Raw genomic sequence first — 2,723 nt, 5'->3', positions numbered from 1 at the left:
CAGATACCGCACAGTGGACGCGTAGCTTCTTTGTGGTAAGTCCTCGGCCTATTAGTACCAGTCACCTACACCCATTACTGGGCTTCCAGTTCCGGCCTATCAACCCGGTGGTCTGCCGGGGGCCTTACCCCACAAGTGGGTGAGAAACCTCATCTTGGAACAGGCTTCCCGCTTAGATGCTTTCAGCGGTTATCCCTTCCGAACGTAGCCAACCAGCAGTGCCCTTGGCAGGACAACTGGCACACCAGAGGTTCGTCCGTCCCGGTCCTCTCGTACTAGGGACAGCCTTCCTCAAGTTTCTAACGCGCGCGGCGGATAGAGACCGAACTGTCTCACGACGTTCTAAACCCAGCTCGCGTGCCGCTTTAATGGGCGAACAGCCCAACCCTTGGGACCTACTCCAGCCCCAGGATGCGACGAGCCGACATCGAGGTGCCAAACCATCCCGTCGATATGGACTCTTGGGGAAGATCAGCCTGTTATCCCCGGGGTACCTTTTATCCGTTGAGCGACACCGCTTCCACTTGCCGGTGCCGGATCACTAGTCCCGACTTTCGTCCCTGCTCGACCTGTCAGTCTCACAGTCAAGCTCCCTTGTGCACTTGCACTCGACACCTGATTGCCAACCAGGCTGAGGGAACCTTTGGGCGCCTCCGTTACATTTTGGGAGGCAACCGCCCCAGTTAAACTACCCACCAGGCACTGTCCCTGAACCAGATCATGGTCCGAGGTTAGAGGTCCAATACGATCAGAGTGGTATTTCAACAACGACTCCACGAACACTGGCGTGCCCGCTTCACAGTCTCCCACCTATCCTACACAAACCGAACCGAACACCAATACCAAGCTATAGTGAAGGTCCCGGGGTCTTTTCGTCCTGCCGCGCGTAACGAGCATCTTTACTCGTAATGCAATTTCGCCGAGTCTATGGTTGAGACAGCTGAGAAGTCGTTACGCCATTCGTGCAGGTCGGAACTTACCCGACAAGGAATTTCGCTACCTTAGGATGGTTATAGTTACCACCGCCGTTTACTGGGGCTTAAATTCTCAGCTTCGCCCCGAAGGGCTAACCGGTCCTCTTAACCTTCCAGCACCGGGCAGGCGTCAGTCCGTATACATCGTCTTACGACTTCGCACGGACCTGTGTTTTTAGTAAACAGTCGCTTCTCACTGGTCTCTGCGGCCCCAACCAGCTCAGGAAGCAAGTTCCGTCACCAGCCGAGGCCCCCCTTCTCCCGAAGTTACGGGGGCATTTTGCCGAGTTCCTTAACCATAGTTATCTCGATCGCCTTAGTATTCTCTACCTGACCACCTGTGTCGGTTTGGGGTACGGGCCGTGTGAAAGCTCGCTAGAGGCTTTTCTCGGCAGCATAGGATCACTGAATTCACCTCAACGGCTACGCATCACGTCTCAGGATATGTGCGACACGGATTTGCCTATGTCACTCCCTACACGCTTACACCAGTACTACCACTCACTGGCCCAGCTACCTTCCTGCGTCACCCCATCGCTTGGCTACTACCAGATCAGGTCCCGCGCATCCCCCGACCACATTCCCGAAGGAACACAGCCGGCTTCAGGGCGGTTAGTATCACTGATTCACCATGGGCGCGTTCACACGGGTACGGGAATATCAACCCGTTGTCCATCGGCTACGCCTGTCGGCCTCGTCTTAGGTCCCGACTCACCCTGGGCGGATTAACCTGGCCCAGGAACCCTTGGTCATTCGGCGGAAGAGTTTCTCACTCTTCTTTCGCTACTCATGCCTGCATTCTCACTCGTGCAGCCTCCACACCTGGATCACTCCGGCGCTTCCATGGCTGCACGACGCTCCCCTACCCATCCATACCACTGCCGGCCTTCCCGCAGGAAAACCGAGGTGTATTGCATGAATGCCGCAGCTTCGGTGGTGTACTTGAGCCCCGCTACATTGTCGGCGCAGGATCACTTGACCAGTGAGCTATTACGCACTCTTTCAAGGGTGGCTGCTTCTAAGCCAACCTCCTGGTTGTCTTCGCGACCCCACATCCTTTTCCACTTAGTACACGCTTAGGGACCTTAGCTGGCGATCTGGGCTGTTTCCCTCTCGACTACGAACCTTATCGCCCGCAGTCTCACTGCCGCGCTCTCACTCACCGGCATTCGGAGTTTGGCTGATTTCGGTAAGCTTGTGGGCCCCCTAGACCATCCAGTAGCTCTACCTCCGGTGAGAAACACGCGACGCTGCACCTAAATGCATTTCGGGGAGAACCAGCTATCACGGAGTTTGATTGGCCTTTCACCCCTACCCACAACTCATCCCCTCAGTTTTCAACCTAAGTGGGTTCGGGCCTCCACGACGTCTTACCGTCGCTTCACCCTGGCCATGGGTAGATCACTCCGCTTCGGGTCTAGAGCATGCGACTTCGGTCGCCCTATTCGGACTCGCTTTCGCTACGGCTGCCCCACACGGGTTAACCTCGCCACATGCCACTAACTCGCAGGCTCATTCTTCAAAAGGCACGCCATCACCCCCAGCAGCAAGCTGCTCGAAGGCTCTGACGGATTGTAAGCGCACGGTTTCAGGTACTATTTCACTCCCCTCCCGGGGTACTTTTCACCTTTCCCTCACGGTACTAGTCCGCTATCGGTCACCAGGGAGTATTCAGGCTTATCGGGTGGTCCCGACAGATTCACAGCAGATTTCACGGGCCCGCTGCTACTTGGGTACCAATCACGAGAG

At 56.2% G+C, this 2,723-nt stretch carries 1 rRNA gene (cut by a window edge); it reads right to left on the bottom strand.

From position 1 onward, the window contains the following. Window positions 1-31: 31 nt before the first annotated feature. A 23S ribosomal RNA gene (locus tag RT2_RS24830) occupies window positions 32-2,723 on the bottom strand (it continues 439 nt past the right edge of the window).

Origin of the sequence: Rhodococcus tukisamuensis NBRC 100609 (assembly GCF_001894985.1) — a bacterium.
GTDB classification, from domain to species: domain Bacteria; phylum Actinomycetota; class Actinomycetes; order Mycobacteriales; family Mycobacteriaceae; genus Rhodococcus_G; species Rhodococcus_G tukisamuensis.
The sequence above is the reverse complement of the archived record's forward strand: the minus strand, read 5'-3'. Positions and strand labels throughout refer to the sequence as shown.